Origin of the sequence: Nonomuraea sp. NPDC050227 (assembly GCF_044459705.1) — a bacterium.
Lineage (GTDB): Bacteria > Actinomycetota > Actinomycetes > Streptosporangiales > Streptosporangiaceae > Nonomuraea.
Genome location: NZ_JBITJF010000012.1, coordinates 318088 through 338085, shown reverse-complemented (window position 1 = coordinate 338085; position 19998 = coordinate 318088). Strand labels below are relative to the sequence as shown.

The following is a 19998-nucleotide window of genomic DNA, read 5'->3' as shown; positions in this document are numbered from 1 at the left end:
CCGGCGGGCCCGTCCGTCCCTCGCGGGCGGGCGGGTCCGCCGGGCTCGTTCAGGACGTCCACCGGCGGGGTGCGGCTGGTCTCGCACGCGGACGGGGCCCGGCCGGTGAGCGGACGGGCCCCGTCAGGGAGAGCGCGGGTCAGTGCTCGGTGGCCTTCTCGGCGCCCACGCCGGTCAGCGAGCGCACCTCGATCTCGGCGTACTTGGCGGCGTTGTACTCCTTGCTGAGGATCGTGCCCAGCCAGCCGAACAGGAAGCCGAGCGGGATGGAGACGATGCCCGGGTTGCTCAGCGGGAACCAGTGGAAGTCCACGCCGTGGATCAGCGCGGTCACCGCGGCGCCCGCGGGCGGCGGCGGGGCCGAGACCACCGGCGAGAAGATCACCAGGATCAGCGCCGAGCCGAGTCCGCCGTAGATGGCCGCGACCGCGCCCGCCGTGTTGAACCTCTTCCAGAACAGGCTGTAGAGGATCGCCGGCAGGTTGCCCGAGGCCGCGATGGCGAAGGCCAGGGCGACCAGGAACGCCACGTTCTGGCCCTGGGCGAGGATGCCGAGGCCGATCGCGATGGCGCCGATGACCAGCGCCGAGACGCGGGCCACCACGACCTCCTGCCGCTCGCTGGCGCCGCCGCGCTTGAAGACGTGCGCGTACAGGTCGTGGGCGAAGCTGGAGGAGGAGGCCAGGGTCAGGCCGGCGACGACGGCCAGGATCGTGGCGAAGGCGACGGCGCCGATGAGCGCGAGCAGGATCGTGCCGCCGACGTCGCCGAAGATCTGCGCGCCGATCCGCTCGGCGAGCAGCGGGGCGGCGGTGTTGGCCGCCTTGTCGGCCTTGAGGATGTCGGTCTTGCCGACGATGGCCGCCGCGCCGAAGCCGAGCACCAGGGTCAGCAGGTAGAACACGCCGATGATGCCGATGCCCCACAGGACCGACTTGCGGGCGTCCTTGGCGGTGGGGACGGTGTAGAAGCGGATGAGGATGTGCGGCAGGCCCGCCGTGCCGAGCACCAGCGCGAGGCCGAGGCTGATCAGGTCGATCTTGCCCGCGAGCCCCTGGGCGTCGGTGCCGTACTTCAGGCCCGGGATGAGGAAGTTGCCGGGGTTGGCCTTCGGGCCGCTGGTGGCGGCGGCCTGGCCGAGCAGGGACGACAGGTTGAAGCCGAACTTGCCCAGCACCAGCAGCGTCACCAGCGCGGCGCCGGTCATCAGCAGCACGGCCTTGACGATCTGGACCCAGGTGGTGCCCTTCATGCCGCCGAACACCACGTAGACGATCATCAGCGCGCCGACGCCGATGATCGTCCAGACCTTGCCGGCCTCGCTGGTGATGCCGAGCAGCAGGCCGACCAGCGCGCCCGCGCCGACCATCTGGGCCAGCAGGTAGAAGATGCTGACCACGATCGTGGACACGCCCGCCGCCGTGCGCACCGGGCGCGGGCTCATCCGGAACGCCAGCACGTCGGCCATGGTGAACTTGCCGGAGTTCCGCATCAGCTCGGCCACCAGCAGCAACGCCACCAGCCAGGCGACCAGGAACCCGATGGAGTACAGGAACCCGTCGTAGCCGGAGACGGCGATGATGCCGGCGATGCCGAGGAAGGAGGCGGCCGACATGTAGTCGCCGCCGATCGCCAGGCCGTTCTGGACGCCGCTGAAGGACCGGCCGCCCGCGTAGTAGTCGGCGGCCGTCTTGGTCTGGCGGCTGGCCCAGAACGTGATGGCCAGGGTGCCGGCGACGAAGGTGAGGAAGAGGATCATCCCCAGGGTCGTGGAACTCACTGCGTCTTCTCCTCGACCTCGTGACGGAGCTTGTCGGCGATCGGGTCGAGCTTCCTCTCGGCGTGCCGGGCGTACGCCCACGCGATGAGGAACGTCGAGACGAACTGCAGCAACCCGAAGATCAGCCCGACGTTGACATCGCCGAACAACTTGATGCCCATGAAGCCGCGGGCCCAGCCGGACAGCACCACGTACAGCAGGTACCACACCAGGAAGGCCACCGTCATGGGGAAGGTCCAGCGGCGGAAACGCCGCTTCAACTCCTGGAACTCACTGCTCTCCTGAACCTGTTCATAGACGGACGCGTCATGTTCTCTGGTCGTCACGAGACCTCCACTGTGATGCGGATCACGCTCAACGTAAGAGCGCAACCTACCCGTCGTGGAGAGCCGTGGGGGTGCTGTTCGGCGAGCCGCTCGCGTACCGCGATTAGTTGGGGATGGCCTGCGGTGAAAGGTCTGTTCGGCGCGATGAGCGGTCGGGTATTCCGTTCACCCCGATATCGGACGCGGCGGGCCGGGCAGGGCGCTCAGCGCCTGATCCAGGTCCTCGACGAGGGTCGCGGCGGGCTCCAGGCCGATCGACAGGCGGGCCAGGCCGACGGGGATGCCCATGGTGGCCCGTACGCTCTCCTCGACGGTCAGGGCGGGGGCGTTGACAAGGCTCTCGAAGCCTCCCCAGGACACCCCGATCCTGAAATGTCGCAATTTATCGAGGAAAAGTGCGGCCTGTTGGCGATCGTCCGTGGCGAGTTCGATGCTGAACAGGCTGGAGAAGCCGGACATCTGCCGCAACGCGGTCGCATGGCCCGGATGCGAGGGCAACCCCGGATGGTTCACCGCCCGTACGGCGGGATGCCCCTCCAGGAACGCCGCCACCGCGAGCCCCCGCTCCTGGTGGGCGGCCATGCGCACGGGCAGCGTGCGCAGCCCCTTGATCACCTTGGCCGCGTCGTGCGGCGACATGGCCGCGCCGTAGAGCTGGTACTCCGTCAGCGCCAGCGGCCGGATCAGCCGGGCCGGGCCGACCACCACGCCGCCGACCAGGTCGCTGTGCCCGCCGACGTACTTGGAGAGCGAATGCACGACCAGGTCCACGCCCAGCGTCAGCGGTTTCTGGAACAGCGGCGTGGACCAGGTGTTGTCCATGACCGTGACGAGCCCGCGCCCGCGCGCCCAGGCCGCCACCTCCGCGATGTCCACGATCGCGTACGCCATGTAGGAGGGCGACTCGAAGTAGAGTAGGCGGGTACTCGCCCTGATAGCGCTGTCACATCCCGCGAGGTCGTCGACGTGCGTATGCGTGACGCCGTACTTCTCCAGGTAGCGCAGGAACTGCGTGGTCGGCCCGTACACCGCGCCGAGCACCAGCACGTGGTCGCCGGCGGAGACGATCGAGGAGATCGTCGCCGAGATGGCGCCCATCCCCGAGCCGAAGCACTTGGCCCGCTCACCGCGCTCCAGCGCGGCCAGCTTGCGCTGCGCCACGTCGACGGTCGGGTTGGTGCCGCGGCCGTAGACGTACCGCTCGTCCTCGTCCCGGATCGCGGCTCCCAGCTCGGCCGCCGTCCCGAAGGTGAACAACGAGTTCTCGAACACCGGCGGGTTCACCGCGCCCAGTGTCCACGGCTCGTCCTCGCCCATCCGGCCGCAGATCCATTCATCCTCCATGGGGGCAGACTATGACAACGCGTAAGCCCACCATGGCGGACGTCGCCCGGCACGCGGGCGTCAGCCTGAAGACGGTGTCCCGCGTGGTCAACCAGGAGCCGCACGTCCGGGCCTCGCTGCAGCAGCGGGTGCACGACTCGATCAGCGCGCTCGGCTTCCGCCGCAACGAGGCCGCCGCCCGGCTGGCCCGCGGTGCGACCATGCTCACGCTCGGCCTGGTGATGGAGAACATCTCCAACGAGTTCTACGCCCGCCTCGCCGCCGCGGTGGAGGCGGCGGCGGCCGAGCACGAGGCGCTGGTGGTGTTCGGTTCGTACGAGGAGCGTCCGGACAAGGAGCGCATGCTGATCGAGTCGATGCACGCGCGGGGCGTGGACGCGCTGATCGTCGTGCCCTCGCCGGCCGACCACTCCTGGCTGGCCGAGCACGTCGGCCCGCGCACGGTCTTCGTCGACCGCGTGCCGCGCGGGCTCGACCGGGCCGACGTGGTCAGGCTCGACGACGAGCGCGGCGGCCGGACGGCCACCGCGCACCTGCTCGCCCACGGGCACCGCCGCATCGCGCTGATCTCCGACGACGACGGGCTGAGCTCGGTGCACGACCGGGCCCGCGGCTACCGGGCGGCGCTGCGCGAGGCGGGGGCGGCGGCCGACGAGGCGCTGGTGGTGCGGGGGGTGTTCGATCCCGGGCGGGTGTCGTACGAGGTGGGGCGGCTGCTCGACCTGCCCGACCCGCCGACGGCGTTCTTCGCGACGAACAACCGGGCGGCGATCGGCGTGCTGGAGGCGTTGCGGGAGCGTCCCGAGCGGCCGGCGTACGTGGGGTTCGACGACTTCGCGCTGGCCGGCCTGTTCAGCCCGGGGGTGACGGTGGTGCGGTACGACATCGGCCGGCTGGCGCGCGGCGCGGTGGAGCTGCTGCTGGATCCCGTCCGCGAGCCGCGGCGGATCACGGTTCCCGTGGAGCTGGTCGCCCGGGGGTCCGGGGAGTTGCCGCCTGCCTGACCTTCCGGTCAAACCTCCCCCAAGTCCCCTTATGTCGGAGCCTGATGGGATACGGGAGGGGTAATCGCAGGTCATGGCCGAGAGCAGCCCGTACCGCGATGACCGTACGCCCGAGGAGCAGGCGCTCGGCTCCGGCGCGTCGGCGCCCGCCCGTCCGAGCCCTGAGGTCTGCCTGGAGATCTCCGAGATGCGGGTGGAGGAGGCCGGGCCGGAGGGCCGGGCCCCGGGCGCCCGGCGCGGCGGCGCGCGGGCGCGGGCGACGCTGCGGGTGCGGCTGGACGACCTGGCGCACCTCATCGACCACCTCCTGAACGCCGCCCCCCACCTCCTGGACCACCTGCCCTCGACCACCGACACTCCCCCACCCCGCACCGCCCGCCACGCCTTCCCCACCACGCCCACCCCCTCCACCCGGGACTCCCTGTCCTCGGGGAAGACCGCTGCGGGGACGCCTGCCTCGGCGGCGCGGGGAGGCGGGGTGTGGGGAGGCCGACCGGAGGAGGGCGGCGGGGTGCGTCGGGGGTGGCCGAGGGGTGGCGCCCCCTCCTGGCGACCGGAGCGAAAGCACGCGGGCGACCTGGGAGCGGCCACCGGACGGACCATCCATCACGCGGCCCCCGTCGAGGAGGCCCCGCACACCGTCCCGGGGCACGAGGTGCTCGACGTCGAGACCCACGCCGGCACGGCCGCCAGACCCATGACCGAACAGGCCGCCCGGCACAGCGACGCCTCCCACCCGACGCCCCCGACCAGACCGTACTTCGCCCCCGACGAGGGAACCCTCCCGGACGAGCCCCCCACCGCAAGCGCCACACCGCACGAACCGCCTGCCGCGGGCACCACGCCGCATGAGCCCTTCCGTCAGGCCCAGGACGTCATGCCCTCGACTGCGGGCAGTCGTACCCACGCGATGCGGTCCGGCGGCCGAGACCTGGGGCCCGGCCGTTCCAAGACACCGCCCGCCGGCGTCGGTGACCGCCCGGGTCTGGACCCTCCGCCGCAGGAGCCGTCCCATCCGGGCCTCGCCCACCGGATACCGTCCCAGCCCGGCCCTCGGTCACAGGCGCCGGCCCAGCCCGCCCACGCGCCGCAGGCGTCAGGCCAGCAGCACCAGCCCGGCCGGCCCGCGACCCATCCCGGCAGCACGCCGCAGGAGTGGACCCGTCCGCACGTCCCACCCCAGGGGACGGCCCAGCCGCGCCCAGGCCGAACCCCAGCCCCACCCGACACCGAGCCAGAGGGGTCGGCCCGGCCGGACGTCGCGAGGGAAGGGGCGAGTCAGCCCTGGCCCGGCCGAAGCACGTCCGCACGCGCCGCCGGCCCGTACCGCCCCGGCCTGGACCCACCGCCCCAGAGCGAACAGCCCCATGACCAGGGCGGCATCCCGCGTCCCACGGAAGGCGACCGCAAGCCCCGGGCCGCGAGCGCTCAAGAAAGCCCAGCCTCATCGAGGGCAGCAGGCAGCGCGGCGGCCGTGGGCGGCGCTGGGACCGAAGGCGGCCCTGGGAGAGGACGAGGTGCCGGAGCCGGCGCGGGGGCCGGAGATGTGGCGCACAACGAGGGCGCCAGTGGAAACGGGGTGGCGTCGGAGCGCTTGGGAGGCGTCGCCGCGGGCTGGTCGTGAAGGGCGAGAGGGCGCAAGGGCGGGCAGACGCCCACCGGCACGCTCCCGCGCGCCGGCCGGGCGCGCAACCGACGCCCCGGGCACAGGACCGACGGCCCGGGCACGGGACCGGCGGGCGGACGAGGGACCGGAGGGCCGGGGGCGGGTCATGGGGAGCGGGGGTGCCAGTCGCCGCGGTCCAGGTCGAGGTTTTCCGGGGTGTGGAGGCGGACCATCGTGCGGGCCACCCCCGGCGGCACGCGGTGCGGCGTCAGGAACGACACCGACACCATCACCGTGAACGCGATCGGCACCGTCCAAGCAGCCGGCTGGGCCAGCAGCGCCCCCGTGAGCCCCTCGTACGGCCCCCCGGTGATCGTGGCGAGCACGGCCGAGCAGGCGAGCCCGCCCCCCACGAACAGCCCCGCCAGCGCCCCGGTGGTGGTGAGCCGCCGCCACCAGATGCCCAGCACCAGCAGCGGGCAGAAGGACGAGGCGGCCACCGCGAACGCCAGCCCCACCACGTCCGCGACCGGCAGCGCCCGCGCCCACAACGCCAGCGCCAGCGGCACGGCGACGGCCATGAGCGTGGCGATCCGGAAGGAGCGCACCCCGCCCTTCAGCAGGTCCTGCGCGATCACCCCGGCGACGGACACGGTCAGCCCCGAGGACGTGGAAAGGAAGGCCGCGAACGCCCCGGCCGTCACGAGGGCGGTGAGCAGGTCGCCGAGCGTGCCGCCGATCATGCGGCTGGGCAGGGTGAGCACGACCGCGTCGGTGCGCACGAGGTCGGGGGCGTAGAGGCGGCCGAGCCAGCCGTACAGGGCGGGCAGCAGGTAGAACGCGCCGAGCAGGGTCAGCACGACCAGCGTCGTACGGCGGGCGGCCCGGCCGTCGGGGTTGGTGTAGAAGCGCACGAGCACGTGCGGCAGGCCCATCGTGCCGAGGAACGTGGCCAGGATCAGCGAGTACGTCGAGTAGAGCCCGTACTCCTTGGCCCCGGCCAGCGGCATCTGCCAGGTGGTGGCGTCCTGGACGCTGAGGGCGGGCGCGCCGTCGCCCTTCCAGGCCAGCAGCAGGAACACCAGCGGCACGGCCAGCGCGGTCAGCTTGAGCCAGTACTGGAACGCCTGCACGAACGTGATCGACCGCATGCCGCCGGACAGCACGTTCACCGCCACCACCCCCGCGACCAGCAGCCCGCCCGCCCACACCGGCGCCCCGGTGATCGTGCGCAGCACCAGCCCGGCGCTCTGGAACTGCGGCATCAGGTACAGCCATCCGATCAGGACGACGAGCACGCTGGCGGTCCTGCGCACGGTCATCGACTCCAGCCTGGCCTCGGCGAAGTCGGGCAGCGTGTACGCCCCCGAGCGCCGCAGCGGCGCCGACACCAGCACCAGCAGCACCAGGTAGCCGCCGGTCCAGCCGACGGGCAGCCACAACATGTCCACGCCGTAGGACAGGATGAGCCCGGCGACGCCGAGGAAGGAGGCCGCCGACAGGTACTCGCCGCCGATGGCGGAGGCGTTCCACAGGGGGCTGACGGTCCGGGAGGCGACGTAGAAGTCGGAGGTGGTGCGGGAGAACCTGATGCCGTACGCGCCGATGAGCACGGCCGCCGCCATCACGACGACCACCGCGGTGAGGCTCACGAGGGGCCCTTCGCGCCGGTCACCGGCGTTCCACCAGCTCGGCGAAGTGGCGTTCGTTGCGCTCTGCCTGGCGGACGTACAGCCAGGCGCCGATGACGAAGGCGGGGTAGATGAGCCCGGCCAGCACCGCCCACGGCAGGGAGACGCCGAGGACGTCCACCTCGCGCAGTTCGGGGATGAGCAGGAACAGCAGCGGCAGGCCGCCGACCACGCAGGCCAGCACGGTGCAGACGAACAGGGCGAGCCGGAACTGGGTGCGCAGGAGCGAGCGCATGTAGACCTCGCCGAGGCGGGTCTGCTCGTCGATCTCCCTGGTGGCCGGGTAGCGGGGGCGGCGGGCGGCGGCGGTGCGCGGGCTGGTGACGCTGACCCGGCGCGGCGTCTCGGAGCGGCGGAAGGCGTCCATGCGGCGGGCGGCGTCGGTGCGGCGGGTCGCATCGGTGCGGCGGGCGGGGTCGGTGCGCGGCGACCCCGCAGGACGCCCCGGCCGGGGATCGGAGGTCATTCCGTCCTGCCCTTCCTGGCGCGGCGGACCAGCAGGTCGCGCAGCTCGCGGGTGTGCCGCCGGCTCACCGGGAGCTCGGTGTCGCCGACCCGCACGCTGCACCTGCCGGAGTCGATGTGCAGTTCCTCGATGTGCTTGACGGCGACCAGATGGCTGCGGTGCACCCGGACGAACCCGGCCGGGGCCCAGCGCTCCTCCAGCGTGGCGAGCGGGATGCGGACGAGGTGGCTGCCGTTCGCGGTGTGCAGCCGGGCGTAGTCGCCCTGGGCCTCCACGTAGAGGACGTCGGCGCTGGAGACGAACCGGGTCACGCCGCCCAGCTCGACGGGGATGGTGTCGCTCTCGCCGGTCTCGGCGGGCACGTCGGCCGAGACCGCCACGCGCCTGATGGCCTCGGCGAGCCGTTCGGGACGCACCGGTTTGAGCAGGTAGTCCTCGGCCTTGATCTCGAAGGCGTCCACCGCGTGCTCCTCGTACGCGGTGACGAACACGACCCGCGGCGGGTTGGCGAACTGCGACAGCAGCCGTCCGAGCACGACGCCGTCCAGGCCGCGCATGCGGATGTCGAGGAAGACGGCGTCGATCGGGCGGCCCTCGGCGATGCCGCGGTCCAGCAGGCGCAGCGCGGCCGCCCCGTCGCGCGCCGTCACCACCTCGCCGATGCGGGCGTCGGCGCGGAGCAGGTAGGACAGATCCTCCAGCGCGGGGAGCTCGTCGTCCACCGCCAGGACGCGCAGCCCGGTCACACTCACTCCTCACACCTCGAATGCATTAGACAGTGATGAAACCCGCACCAAACGTCAAGGCCGTCACGGCGGGGTCACAGGTGGGGGCAGGTGTGGGAAGTCGGCGGGAGGTCAGCGGGCCGAGACGCCGGGGTGGTACTTCGGCAGGCGCACGTTGACCTTGGTGCCCGCGCCCGTGCCGGTCTCGACGACCAGGCCGTACTCGTCGCCGTAGACCTGGCGGAGCCGTTCGTCGACGTTGGCCAGGCCGACGCCGCCGGTGGGGGCGATCTCGCCGGCCAGGATGCGGCGCAGCCGGTCGGGGTCCATGCCGAGGCCGTCGTCCTCGACGCTGATGCGGCACTCGGCGCCGGCGTCCTCGGCGATGATCGTGATGCGGCCGACGCCGTTGCGGCTCTCCAGGCCGTGCCGGACGGCGTTCTCGACCAGCGGCTGCAGGCACAGGAACGGCACCGCGACCGGCAGCACCTCGGGGGCGATGCGCAGGGTGACCTGCAACTGGTCGCCGAACCTGGCGTGTTCGAGGGTGAGGTAGCGCTCGATCGAGTGCAGCTCCTCGGCCAGCGTGGTGAACTCGCCGTGCCGCCGGAAGGAGTAGCGGGTGAAGTCGGCGAACTCCAGCAGCAGCTCGCGGGCGCGTTCGGGGTCCGTACGGACGAAGGAGGCGATCGTGGTGAGCGAGTTGTAGATGAAGTGCGGCGAGATCTGCGCGCGCAGGGCCCGGACCTCGGCCTCCATGAGCAGCGTGCGCGAGCGGTCGAGCTCGGCCAGCTCCAGCTGCGAGTTCACCCAGCCGGCCACCTCCTGCGCCGCCCTGACCAGGCCGGCCGAGGCGTTCTGCCCGTAGGCGGCCAGCGCGCCGACCAGGCGGTCGTCGGTGGTCAGCGGGACGACGACGGCGTGCCGGATCGGGCATTCGAGCAGCTCGCAGTCGATGGTGAGCACCTGGGTGCGGCCGTCCCGCAAGGTGGCGGCGGCGTGCTCGAACGCCTGGGCGGCGTGGTGGTCGCCGGCGCCGTCGTAGACGAGCAGGCGCTCGCGGTCGGTGATCGCGAGCGCGGCCGAGCCGAGCAGCGCGCGCAGGTGGCGGGAGGCGCGCTCGGCGCCCTCGGGGGTCAGCCCGGCCCGCAGCGGCGGCCCGGCCATGGACGCGGTGTGCAGGGTCTCGAACGTGGCCCGCTCGGCGGGGCTGGTGCCCAGCTCGCGGCGGCCCCGCATGACGCGCCAGAGCACGATCGCGGGCACGCCCACCAGCACGGCCACGACGGCGACGCCGACCAGGTACTCCACGCGCCCCGAGCCTAGCGCCCGCCGCCGCCCGTGCCGCCCGCCGCCCTCACTCGGCCGCCAGCGCCTTGGCGACGGCCGCCGCGTAGGTCTCGGCCTCCTGCGCGGACTCGTAGGCGGTGCGCGGCCAGAAGAAGCCGCGCAGCCCGTCCTTGCGGTTGCGCGGCACGACGTGCACGTGCAGGTGGGGCACGCTCTGGCTGATCCGGTTGTTCATCGCCACGAACGTGCCGGCCGCCTCCAGCCCCTCCTCCACGGCCCTGGCCATGGCCTGCACCCGGGAGAAGAACGGCCCGACGTCGGCGAGGTCGGCCAGCGTCTCGACGTGCAGCCGGGGCACGACGAGCACGTGCCCCTTGAAGACCGGGCGGGTGTCGAGGAAGGAGACGGCCACCTCGTCGGCGCTCACCACGTGGGCGGGACGCGCGCCGGCGATGATCTCGCAGAACAGGTCGGTGCTCACCGCCCGACCTTATCGGCGAAGGCCGTCCAGCTCGTCATGTTGGGCGCGGTCCACTCGTCGGGGGCGTGCAGGAAGCGCTCGCCGACGCGGTCGCGCAGCCGCCCGGGGACGTCGGCGACCTTGGCCCCGCGGCAGTGGTAGACCAGCCCGCCCGGCCGCTGTCCCATGGCCATCCAGGGCAGCCAGGGCGAGACCCGGCACCAGGAGAAGACCGCCGGCACGTCGGGCATGCCGGACTCGACGTCGGCGGCCGAGGCGAAGAACTGGAAGAGCTCCAACGCCCGATACGTGTCCCGAGCCGAGTTTTCCGGATATTTCGCGACAGGTAGTGGCGAAGGATAGGAAAGGCGGATGTCGGCGTTGTAGACGACCTGCTCCCCCAACCGCGTCACCGGCACCGGATAGGCCCCGAGCCGCTGGTTGACCGGGTCGTTGAAGACGTGCTGCACCTCGACGGACCGCCCGGTGAGCGGGTTGTCCCACACGTCGATCGGTTCCCTGGTCCTCGGGTCGAGGTAGAGCGCCGCCTCCCTGGTCAGCAGCTCCCAGCCGCCGTCGGCCGGGCGCGCCCGCGCCACGTTCAGCCCCTCGAAGCCGAACAGGTGATGGGGGCCGTCGTCGTCCTGCCAGCCGTAGACGTCGCCGGTCCAGTAGGAGATCGTCTCGGCGCCGTCGGCCGAGGCACGCACCCGGATGAAGTCCATGATCCGGAGCTTACCCCTTGCTTCGAGACAGCATGTTGCTATCTTTAGAGACATGGTGTCGCTAAATGAGCGGACCCGGCAGAGCTGGCTCCCGCTGATCGTGCTCGGCGTCGGAATGTCGATGATCATCATCGACGCGACGATCGTGAACGTCGCCGTCCCCGCGATCATGGGCGATCTGGGGTTGTCGGCCACGGACGTCGAATGGGTCAACTCCATCTACTCCCTGGCCTTCGCCTCCCTGCTCATCCCCCTCGGCCGGACCGGCGACGTGCACGGCAGGCGCCGCATGTTCGCCGTCGGCCTGGTGGTGTTCCTGGCCGCGAGCATGCTGGCCGCCTCCGCGCCGAGCGGCGCGCTGCTCATCGCCGCCCGCGTCGTCCAGGGCGTCGGGGCGTCCATGGTGGTCCCGATGACGCTGGCGATCATCAACTCCCTCTACACGGGCTCGCGCCGGACGATCGCCTTCGCCGTCTGGGGCTCGATCATCGGCGGCATGGCCGCGCTCGGCCCGCTGCTCGGCGGCTGGGTGGTGACCGACTTCGGCTGGCGCTGGGCGTTCTGGGTGAATCTGCCGATCGGCCTGCTCGTGCTGCTCGGCACGGCCCGGGTGCCCGAGTCGAAGGACGCGGCGGCGGGCGGCTCCGACGTCCCGGGCGTGCTGCTGTCGGTGGTCGGCCCGGCCGCGCTGGTGTTCGGCCTGATCGAGGGCCAGCGCTACGGCTGGTTCACGCCGACCGGCGAGGCCACGCTGTTCGGGTGGACCTGGCCGCTCGGCGGCGTCTCGCCGATCCCGTTCGCCTTCGGGCTCGCGGCGCTCGCGCTGGCCGCGCTGCTGCTGGTCGAGCGCTCGCGGGCACGATCGGGCCGCCCGGTCGTGCTGGACCTGTCGCTGTTCGCCATCCCCTCCTTCAGGTACGGCGGCGCCGCCGCGATGATCATCAGTCTCGGCGAGTTCGGCCTGATCCTGGTGCTGCCGCTGTTCCTGCAGGCGGCCATGGGGTTCACCGCGTTCGCCACCGGCCTGATCATCGCCTCGCTGGCCGGGGGCACGTTCCTGGCGGGCGGCGTCGTCCCGCGGCTCGACCTGGCGCCCAGGGTCATCGTGCGGCTGGGGCTCGTCCTGGAGGCCGTGGGCGCGATCGCGATCGGCCTGGCCGTCTCCCCCTCGCTCGGCCCGTGGACGCTGGTGCCGTGGCTCGTCCTGTACGGCGTCGGCGTCGGCTTCGCCTCGGCCCAGCTCCCGAACGTGATGCTCGCCGACGTGCCCGCCCGCCGCTCCGGCGTGGCCTCCGGGCTCCAGAGCACGATCCGCCAGCTCGGCGCCGCCGTCGGCATCGCGGTGCTGGGCGCCGTCCTGGTCACCGGCCTGGACGCGGCGATGGCCGAACGCCTGCCCGGCGAGCCCGCGCTCGGGCAGGCCGTACGGGAGAGCGCCGGCGCGGCCATCGCGGCGATCAGGGACCCCGCCGACCACGCCGCCGCGGTCGCGGCGGGCGCCGACGCCACCCGCCGGGTCACGATCGTGACCGGCCTCGTGCTGTTCGGCGGCGTCGGGGCGACGTTCCTGCTGCCCGATACTGGGAGGAGACGACGCGAAGAGGAGTGAGTCCGGTGCCGAGGATCAGCGCGGCGACGGTGGCCGACCATCGGGCCAGCCAGCACGCGGCCCTGCTGGCGGCCGCCATGGAGGTCCTGGCGGCCGAGGGCCCGGCCGGGCTCACCCCTGCGGCCGTGGGCGCGCGGGTCGGGCTGGCCCGCTCCAGCGTCTACCGCTACTTCTCCTCCACCGCCGACATCCTGGCCCAGCTCGTGGAGGACGCGATCCCCCGCTGGGCCGACCGGCTCGTCACGGCCACCCGCGACGGCGGCCTGGAGGAGCGGGTGCGCGCCTTCGGCGCCGTGTCGCTGGCGTTCGTGACCAGCCCCGACCACGCGCTGCTGCGCGCGGTGGCCGCGGTCGACCTGCCCGCCGAGTGCCGCCACCGGCTCGACCAGCTGCACGAGACGATGATCGAACCGCTGCGCGGGCTGCTCGCCGAGGCCGGGGAGCCGCATCCCGACCTGGTGGCCCACCTGGGGTGGAGCATCCTGGGCGAGGGCCGCCGCCGCCTGGCCGCGTGCGCCGACTCCGGCGAAGGCGCCGAGGCCGAGGTGATCACCGCGACCACCCTCGACGTGTTGTGCCGGGCCGTGCTCAGCGCACGGTGATCTCGAAGACCGCCTCGCCCGACTGCCGCCTGCTCTCCTCGTCGGGCGGCGTCGAGCTCTGGCCGCACCGCCAGCAGTCGCGCAGCGTGATCTCGGCGGTGCCCGGGCTCTTGGTGTTGAAGACGAAGTAGGCGGTGCCGCCGCTGCCGGGGCCCTGGCCCGCGCTCCTGCGCTCCTCGCTGATGTAGGAGGCCACCCTGGCGTCGGGCACCGCCGCCAGCCGCCAATCGTCGCCCACCGAGGGGTTGTCCGGGACGGCCAGCGAGAACCGCTGCCCGGGGCGCAGCTCGGCGCGCACGGTCGTGCCCTTGGCGCCCTTGACGACGGTGCCGAAGTCGCTGACCGCCGAGCCGTCGCCGCAGCCGGCCACCAACCCCGAGGTCAGCAGGGCGAGTGCGGCGGCGACGGCCTTCCCACGCTTCACTCGGGAAGGCTATCCTCCTTCGGCGGGTCCCGGGGCTCCACGTACGGCTCCTGCCCGACGGGCTCGCCCTCGGCGATCTGGCGTTCCCTGATGAGCTCGGCGTCCAGCTCGGCGCCCAGCAGCAGGGCCATGTTCGACAACCACAGCCAGATCAGGAACACCACGACGCCGGCCAGCGTGCCGTAGGTCTTGCCGTAGGACCCGAAGTGGGCCACGTACAGGGCGAAGCCGCCGGAGACCACGACCCAGAGCACCACCGCGAGCAGCCCGCCGGGGGTGATCCAGCGCACGCCGGGCTGGCGCACGTTCGGCGCGGCCCAGTAGAGCACCATGATCAGCCCGGCCGCGACGAGCGCGAGCACCGGCCATTTCAGGATGTCCCACGCGGTCACCAGCGCGCTGCCCAGGCCGAGCGCTCTTCCGACGCTCCTGGCCAGGTCGCCGGTCAGCGCGACGGAGATCGCGCCGAGCGCCAGCAGCACGGTGGCCAGCACGGTGAGCCCGATCCGGAGCGGGGTCACCTTCCAGAACGGACGCCCCTCGTCGATGTCGTAGATGGTGTTGCCGGCCCGGATGAACGCGCCGATGTAGCCCGACGCCGACCAGAGCGCGACCAGCAGGCCGACGATCGCGACCAGGCCGGCCGAGGCCGCGTTCTCCTGGACCGACCGCACGCCCGTGACGATCAGGGAGCGCACCTCGTCGGGCGCCAGCACCACGAGGTTGCCGACCAGGGTGGCGGTGTCGCGCCTGCCGAGCAGGCCGAACACCGACACCAGCACGATCAGCGCGGGGAAGATGGACAGGACGGCGTAGTAGGTGAGCGCTGCCGCGAGGTCCTGGACGCCGTCGTTGCGGAACTCGACGACGGTGCGTTTGAGCACGCTCCACCAGGCCCTGCGCGGCAGTTCCGCAGGTCTTTCGGGGGAACGCACGCCTACTTCGCCCTGTTGCGCTTCCTGAGCCGCCGCACGACGAGGGCCGTCACCGCCGCCGCCGCGGCCAGCAGCAGCACCGGACGCTTGCGCGCCCCGGTGGCGGCGTCCTTGACCTGGTGGGGGGTGGCCTCGCGGACCTTGCCCGCGACCTCGCCGGCCATGCCCTTGGCCGTGCCGGTCACCTCGGCGGCCTTGCCCTTGGCCACGCCGGTCATCTCGGCGACCTTGCCCTTGGCCGTGCCGGCCGCCTCGGCGGCCCGGCCCTTCAGGTCGGCCTTGTGGGCCAGGGCGCTGACCGTGTCGCCCAGTTCGTTCCTGGTCTCCTTGATGCTTTTTCGCACGTCGTCCTCTTCCTCGTCGTCCTCGCCACGGCCCCCGCCCCCGCCCAGCGACTCCTCCTCGACCGCGCGGCTCTCCACCGCCTCGGTCCGGTCGTCCGGCACGGGGGTCTCGGGGATGAAGGTCTCGTGTTCCTGCCGGGCCAGTTCGGCCCGTTTCGCGTTCTCCGCAGCCCCCGGTCTCGTCGGAGGCACGTTGATCGACTCGCGTTCGGTCGGCGTGCCGACGGTCGCCCTGCGGGCGCCCACGTCACCGGCGTGCTGCTCGCTGTATCCGGGGTCCGTCTCGCTCATCGGCGTGCCCTCTCCTTGACCATGTCGATATCGGCCTTGACGCTCGCGATGGTCTCCTGGGGGACCGGCGGCGTGGCCTGTTTCACCTGGTTCTTTCCGGTCAGGCCGAGCAGGGCGGCGGCGATGAGCAGAACCGCCCCCACGATCGCGGCGGCCGCCCACGCGGGCATGACCAGAGCGAGGAGCAGGACGACGGCGGTCACCAGCGCGGCAGCGCCGAAGAACGCGGCCATCCCGGCCGCGCCGAACAGCCCCGCGCCGAACCCGGCGCGCCTGCCCTTCTCCGCGAGCTCCAGCCTGGCCAGGCGCAGCTCGTCCTTGACGAGCCTGGAGACCTGGTCGGACAGATCACTGACCAGCTTGTGGGTATCGTTCACGACGTCGCCTCCTCCGCTGAGGAAGGCGACTACCCAGCTGACCGCCTGTTATTACCTCTTGGCGGCCTTCAGCAGGAACCGGAGGACGGACGCCACCGGCGACTCGGGCGCCTCGCACCAGTTGTCGGGCTGCTTCGGCTTGCTCCACGGTGCGGGCAGCTCGCACGAGGGAGCCTGCGGCTCAGGCCGCTCACACCACGATCCGGGAGTGTTCATCCTTCGATGGTACGACCTCCGGCCCGGCCCGCAGAAGACTCGCGGACCGGTCGCTCCAGGCCGGCGGTAACCTGCCGGGGTGCTGGTACACGGGGTGTGGGCGGGTGACGGGCTCGCCTTCTGGGGAGAGGTTCCCGGCCGGGCCGCCGCCGTGTCCCGTTGGGCGGGCGCGCGGCCCCATCCGTTCGCCGCGTCCCCTGCCGAGCTGGCCGGCGCGCCGGGCCTCGGGGTGGGCGGGCCGTCCAGGGAGCTGGAGCTGCTGCTGCCGGGGGCGGCCAAGGGGCCGCTGCCCTCGCCGGAGACAGGGCTGCTGACCGAGGTGGTCAGGCCGCGGCTGCTGCCGTGGCGGGTGCCCGCGGTCGTGCTGCCGCCCGCCGAGGCCCTTGCCGCGCTGGACGGCCTTCCGGGCGACGCCACCGCCACCGTCCGCCATTGGGCCGCCATCGCCGCGCTCGCCCGCGACCTGGTGGGCCGTGGCCGGGTCGTCCCCCAGCTCGTCCCGGTGCCCGATGCCGACGGGGCCGCGCCCGATGCCGACGGCGCCGCGCTGGCTCTGTGGCGGCCCGTGCTGACCGGGGCCGACGCCGCCTACTTCCGCGACCTGGCCCTGGCCATGCCGCCCGCCTGCCGCACCTGGGCCGCCGAGCGTCCGGCCGCCGGGGTGCAGCTCCAGGCGCTGGAGGCGTTCACCGACGCGCTCGTCCGGCAGGCCGTCACCACTCCCCTGGCCGCCCCCTCCGCCGCCGCCCCGGCGACGCCGCGGGAGCGGTGGCTGGCCGCGCTGACCGGCGACCCGGCCTGCCCCGACGACCCGGGGCTGCGCGAGGAGCTGGACCGCTGGCGGGCGGCCGTCACGGCGGCCGAGGGCGCCACCCGCGTCTGCTTCCGCCTGCTCGAACCGGCCGCCGGCGACGACTGGCGGGTCGAGCTGGCGCTGCAGGCCGCCGACGACCCCAGCCTGTACGTCCCGGCCGCCCGCGTCTGGGACGGCGAGAAGGGCCTGCCCGGCCGGCCGGAGCGCGAACTGCTGGCCGGGCTCGGCCGCGCCGTGCGGCTCTACCCGGAGCTGGACCGGGCCCTGCGCGTGCCGGAGCCGAGCGAGCTGGCCCTCGACACGGCGGGCGCGTTCGCCTTCCTGCGCCAGGCCGCGCCGCTGCTCCAGGCGGCCGGGTTCGGGGTTCAGCTGCCGCGCTGGGCGGGCCGTACGCGGCTCGGGCTCAAGCTCACCACCAGGACCAAGCCGCAGACGGCGGCCGTCAGCCAGGGTTTCGGGCTGCGCGAGCTGGTCGACTTCCGCGTCGACCTGGCGGTGGGCGAGGAGACGATCAGCGAGGCGGAGCTGGCCGAGCTGGCCAGGCTCAAGGTGCCGCTGGTCCGGGTCCGCGGCCAGTGGGTGGAGCTGGACGACCGGCAGCTCAAGGCCGCGCTGCGGGCCGTGGAGGGCGTGCGCGCGGGCGAGGCGGCCGCGGCCGACCTGCTGCGCCACGTGATCCAGGGCGACGACGAGCTGCCGTTGCTGGCGGTCGACGCCGACGGCGTGCTCGGCGACCTGCTCTCGGGCCAGGCCGAGCGGCGGCTCACCCCGCTCGCGACCCCGCCGGGCCTGGACGCCGTGCTGCGGCCCTACCAGGAGCGCGGGCTGGCGTGGCTGAGCTTCCTGTCCGAGCTGGGCCTCGGCGGCGTGCTCGCCGACGACATGGGCCTGGGCAAGACGGTCACCACGCTGGCGCTGCTCGTCCACGAGCGGGCCGCCGCGCCCACGCTGCTGGTCTGCCCGATGTCGCTGGTGGGCAACTGGCAGCGGGAGGCGGCCAGGTTCGCCCCGGGGCTGCGCGTGTACGTCCACCACGGCCCCGGCCGGGACGCCGCCCGCATCGCGGCGGCCGACCTGGTGATCACCACGTACGGCACCGCCCACCGCGACCTGGAGATCCTGCGGGAGCACGAGTGGCGCCGGGTGGTGTGCGACGAGGCCCAGGCGATCAAGAACAGCGGCACCCTCCAGGCCCGCGCCGTCCGGTCGATCCCCACCGGCACCCGGCTGGCCCTGACCGGCACGCCCGTCGAGAACCACCTCGCCGAGCTCTGGTCGATCATGGAGTTCGCCAACCCCGGCCTGCTCGGGCCGCGGGCCCGCTTCCGCACCCGGTTCCAGGAGCCCATCGAGGCCCGCCAGGACGAGCAGGCCGCCGATGCGCTGAAGCGGGCGACGGGCCCGTTCATCCTGCGCCGCCTCAAGACCGACCGGTCCGTCATCTCCGACCTGCCGGAGAAGATCGAGATCAAGGAGTGGTGTCCGCTCACCCCCGAGCAGGCCACCCTCTACCAGGCCGTCGTCGACGACATGCTGGCCCGGATCGACGACAGCGAGGGCGTCGAGCGGCGCGGCCTGGTGCTGTCGGCCATGGCCAGGCTCAAGCAGGTCTGCAACCACCCGGCCCACCTGCTCAAGGACGGCTCCCGCCTGGCCGGCCGGTCGGGGAAGCTGGCCCGGCTGGAGCAGCTGGCCGAGGAGGTCCTGGCCGAGGGCGAGAAGGCGCTGCTGTTCACGCAGTACGCCGAGTTCGGCACGATGCTCCAGCCCTACCTCGCCCAGCGGCTCGGCCGTCCGGTCCTGTGGCTGCACGGCGGCCTGCCCAAGAAGACCCGCGACCGTCTGGTCGAGCGTTTCCAGCACGACCCGGAGCCGATGTTGTTCCTGCTGTCGCTCAAGGCGGCCGGCGTCGGGCTCAACCTGACGGCGGCGAGCCACGTCGTCCACGTCGACCGCTGGTGGAACCCGGCCGTGGAGGACCAGGCCACCGACCGGGCCTTCCGCATCGGCCAGCGCAGGAACGTCCAGGTGCGCAAGCTGATCTGCGCGGGCACCCTCGAAGAGCGCGTCGACCAGATGATCGAGCGCAAGAAGGCGCTGGCCGAGCGGGTGGTCGGCGCCGGCGAGGAGTGGCTGACCGACCTGTCCACCGACGAGCTGCGCGAGGTGTTCCGCCTCACGGGAGGGTCCTGACCATGCCCGACTGGTACGACGGCGGCGGCCCCATCGAGGTCGAGGGCGGCCTGCGGGCCCGGTCGCGGCGCGGCAGCATCGGCTCGGCCTGGTGGTCCAGGCGCTTCGTCGACATCCTGGAACGCGTCTGCGACAAGGGCCGCCTGTCCCGCGGCCGCGCCTACGCCCGCAAGGGCCAGGTGCTCTCGATCGACCTGTCGGCGGGGCTGGTCCGGGCGTCCGTGCAGGGGTCGCGGCCGAAGCCGTACGACGTCGTGGTCAGGATCGATGTCTACGGCGAGGACGTGTGGGCGCGGCTGGAGGAGGCCGTCGCGGCGCAGGCCGTCCACCGGGCCAGGCTGCTGGCCGGGGAGATGCCGGTCGAGATCGAGGAGCTGTTCGCCGCCCATGGCGCCGACCTGTTCCCGCGCGACCTGGACATGGAGTGCTCGTGCCCCGACTGGGGGTTCCCGTGCAAGCACCTGTCGGCCGTGCTCTACCTGCTGGCCGAGTCGTTCGACGACGACCCGTTCCTGGTGCTGGCCTGGCGCGGGCGCACCCGCGAGCAGCTGCTCGGCTCGCTGGCCGACGACCCGCCCGCGCCCGACCCGCTGGAGGTGGCCGACGTGCCGTTCGCCGACCGGCTGGCCGACTTCTACGCCCCCGGCGCCACCGCGCACCGCCCGGAACGCCGCCCCGCCGCGGCCGCCCCCGACCTGCTGCCGCGGGTCTTCCCGCCGCCCGCCGGCCTGGCGGACGCGCTCGCCCCCGCCTACCGGGCGCTGGGCGAGGGCTGA

At 73.1% G+C, this 19998-nt stretch carries 19 protein-coding genes; 5 read left to right on the top strand and 14 right to left on the bottom strand.

Annotation, left to right across the window (positions count from 1 at the left end; all coding sequences use genetic code 11):
* Positions 1–139: 139 nt before the first annotated feature.
* The 3 genes from ACIBK9_RS39310 to ACIBK9_RS39300 form a co-directional block, all read right to left on the bottom strand.
* Positions 140–1759: a cation acetate symporter gene (locus tag ACIBK9_RS39310; protein ID WP_387665301.1), complete on the bottom strand. Its 1620-nt coding sequence runs from the start codon at positions 1757–1759 to the stop codon at positions 140–142.
* Positions 1760–1776: 17 nt separating this feature from the next.
* The gene (locus ACIBK9_RS39305; RefSeq protein WP_397163875.1) at positions 1777–2106 is read right to left on the bottom strand and encodes a DUF485 domain-containing protein; all 330 of its coding nucleotides are present in this window, start codon (positions 2104–2106) and stop codon (positions 1777–1779) included.
* A gap of 165 nt (positions 2107–2271) precedes the next feature.
* Positions 2272–3450: a trans-sulfuration enzyme family protein gene (locus tag ACIBK9_RS39300; protein ID WP_397163874.1), complete on the bottom strand. Its 1179-nt coding sequence runs from the start codon at positions 3448–3450 to the stop codon at positions 2272–2274.
* An 11-nt stretch (positions 3451–3461) separates the two neighbouring features.
* Here ACIBK9_RS39300 and ACIBK9_RS39295 point away from each other — a divergent pair, with 11 nt between their 5' ends.
* Positions 3462–4454 (top strand): LacI family DNA-binding transcriptional regulator, encoded by a 993-nt coding sequence (locus ACIBK9_RS39295; RefSeq protein WP_397163872.1) that lies wholly within the window; start codon positions 3462–3464, stop codon positions 4452–4454.
* A 1770-nt stretch (positions 4455–6224) separates the two neighbouring features.
* Here ACIBK9_RS39295 and ACIBK9_RS39290 read toward each other — a convergent pair.
* The 6 genes from ACIBK9_RS39290 to ACIBK9_RS39265 form a co-directional block, all read right to left on the bottom strand.
* Positions 6225–7685, bottom strand: coding sequence for a cation acetate symporter (locus tag ACIBK9_RS39290; RefSeq protein ID WP_387665299.1), 1461 nt, complete (start codon positions 7683–7685; stop codon positions 6225–6227).
* Positions 7686–7731: 46 nt separating this feature from the next.
* A complete protein-coding gene (locus tag ACIBK9_RS39285; protein WP_397163870.1) occupies positions 7732–8217 on the bottom strand; it encodes a hypothetical protein in 486 nt (161 codons plus the stop codon).
* A complete protein-coding gene (locus ACIBK9_RS39280) occupies positions 8214–8963 on the bottom strand; it encodes a LytTR family DNA-binding domain-containing protein (RefSeq protein ID WP_352324464.1) in 750 nt (249 codons plus the stop codon). The genes ACIBK9_RS39285 and ACIBK9_RS39280 overlap by 4 nt, the downstream gene beginning before the upstream one ends.
* Before the next feature lie 111 nt (positions 8964–9074).
* Positions 9075–10253: a histidine kinase gene (locus ACIBK9_RS39275; RefSeq protein WP_352356966.1), complete on the bottom strand. Its 1179-nt coding sequence runs from the start codon at positions 10251–10253 to the stop codon at positions 9075–9077.
* A 46-nt stretch (positions 10254–10299) separates the two neighbouring features.
* Positions 10300–10713, bottom strand: a complete 414-nt coding sequence (locus ACIBK9_RS39270; RefSeq protein WP_397163867.1) for an HIT family protein — start codon at positions 10711–10713, stop codon at positions 10300–10302.
* On the bottom strand, positions 10710–11417 hold the full coding sequence (locus ACIBK9_RS39265) for a DUF1838 family protein (protein ID WP_358285265.1): 708 nt from the start codon (positions 11415–11417) through the stop codon (positions 10710–10712). The genes ACIBK9_RS39270 and ACIBK9_RS39265 overlap by 4 nt, the downstream gene beginning before the upstream one ends.
* Before the next feature lie 52 nt (positions 11418–11469).
* On the opposite strand from ACIBK9_RS39265, the gene ACIBK9_RS39260 reads away from it, so the two are divergent.
* Positions 11470–13026, top strand: coding sequence for an MFS transporter (locus ACIBK9_RS39260; protein ID WP_397163865.1), 1557 nt, complete (start codon positions 11470–11472; stop codon positions 13024–13026).
* A gap of 5 nt (positions 13027–13031) precedes the next feature.
* Positions 13032–13628 (top strand): TetR/AcrR family transcriptional regulator, encoded by a 597-nt coding sequence (locus tag ACIBK9_RS39255; RefSeq protein WP_387664439.1) that lies wholly within the window; start codon positions 13032–13034, stop codon positions 13626–13628.
* On the opposite strand, the gene ACIBK9_RS39250 is transcribed toward ACIBK9_RS39255, so the two are convergent.
* From ACIBK9_RS39250 to ACIBK9_RS39230, 5 genes are read right to left on the bottom strand one after another with little or no spacing between them, the layout of a single operon-like run.
* The gene (locus tag ACIBK9_RS39250; RefSeq protein ID WP_397163864.1) at positions 13615–14052 is read right to left on the bottom strand and encodes a protease inhibitor I42 family protein; all 438 of its coding nucleotides are present in this window, start codon (positions 14050–14052) and stop codon (positions 13615–13617) included. The two genes, ACIBK9_RS39255 and ACIBK9_RS39250, sit on opposite strands and share 14 nt — an antisense overlap.
* Positions 14049–14987, bottom strand: a complete 939-nt coding sequence (locus ACIBK9_RS39245; RefSeq protein ID WP_397163863.1) for a YihY/virulence factor BrkB family protein — start codon at positions 14985–14987, stop codon at positions 14049–14051. Before ACIBK9_RS39245 ends, ACIBK9_RS39250 begins: the two co-directional genes overlap by 4 nt.
* A gap of 2 nt (positions 14988–14989) precedes the next feature.
* Positions 14990–15622 (bottom strand): DUF3618 domain-containing protein, encoded by a 633-nt coding sequence (locus ACIBK9_RS39240; protein ID WP_397163861.1) that lies wholly within the window; start codon positions 15620–15622, stop codon positions 14990–14992.
* On the bottom strand, positions 15619–15999 hold the full coding sequence (locus ACIBK9_RS39235) for a phage holin family protein (protein ID WP_397163860.1): 381 nt from the start codon (positions 15997–15999) through the stop codon (positions 15619–15621). The genes ACIBK9_RS39240 and ACIBK9_RS39235 overlap by 4 nt, the downstream gene beginning before the upstream one ends.
* A gap of 51 nt (positions 16000–16050) precedes the next feature.
* Positions 16051–16215, bottom strand: a complete 165-nt coding sequence (locus ACIBK9_RS39230; RefSeq protein ID WP_358285249.1) for a hypothetical protein — start codon at positions 16213–16215, stop codon at positions 16051–16053.
* A gap of 79 nt (positions 16216–16294) precedes the next feature.
* Between ACIBK9_RS39230 and ACIBK9_RS39225 the strand changes: the two genes are divergently transcribed.
* Both ACIBK9_RS39225 and ACIBK9_RS39220 read left to right on the top strand, forming a co-directional pair.
* The gene (locus ACIBK9_RS39225; RefSeq protein WP_397163858.1) at positions 16295–19222 is read left to right on the top strand and encodes a DEAD/DEAH box helicase; all 2928 of its coding nucleotides are present in this window, start codon (positions 16295–16297) and stop codon (positions 19220–19222) included.
* A 2-nt stretch (positions 19223–19224) separates the two neighbouring features.
* Entirely contained in the window at positions 19225–19998 is a 774-nt protein-coding gene (locus tag ACIBK9_RS39220) for an SWIM zinc finger family protein (protein WP_364337940.1), read from the top strand.